Here is a 500-nt window from a genome sequence, read left to right on the forward strand (position 1 = left end):
GATCGCGCTCTGTACAAAGCGTACGTACGCAACGCATTAGAAAACGCGCCAAACCTAACTCTGTTCCAGCAATCGGTTGATGATCTGATTGTTGAACAAGATCGCGTTGTTGGCGTTGTGACTCAAATGGGTCTTAAGTTCCATGCCAAAGCGGTTGTGCTGACCGTAGGTACTTTCCTTGGTGGTAAGATCCACATTGGTATGGAAAGTTCTTCAGGCGGTCGCGCTGGGGATCCACCATCGATCGCATTGGCGGATCGCTTACGTGAGTTGCCATTCCGAGTGGATCGTCTAAAAACGGGAACACCACCACGTATTGATGCTCGCACGGTTGATTTCTCAGTGCTAGAAGCGCAACACGGTGACAACCCAACACCAGTTTTCTCATTCATGGGTAAGCGCGAACACCATCCGCGTCAAATTCCTTGTTTCATTACGCATACCAATGAACAAACTCATGAAGTGATCCGCAATAACCTAGATCGTAGCCCAGTGTACGC

At 49.2% G+C, this 500-nt stretch carries 1 protein-coding gene; it reads left to right on the plus strand.

What is annotated here, in order from left to right; genetic code table 11:
• Positions 1–500: FAD-dependent oxidoreductase (locus tag R7O13_RS31460; RefSeq protein WP_318305812.1), on the plus strand; the 500-nt coding region annotated here is incomplete at both ends.

The sequence above is a fragment of the Vibrio sp. Y176 genome (assembly GCF_033438945.1).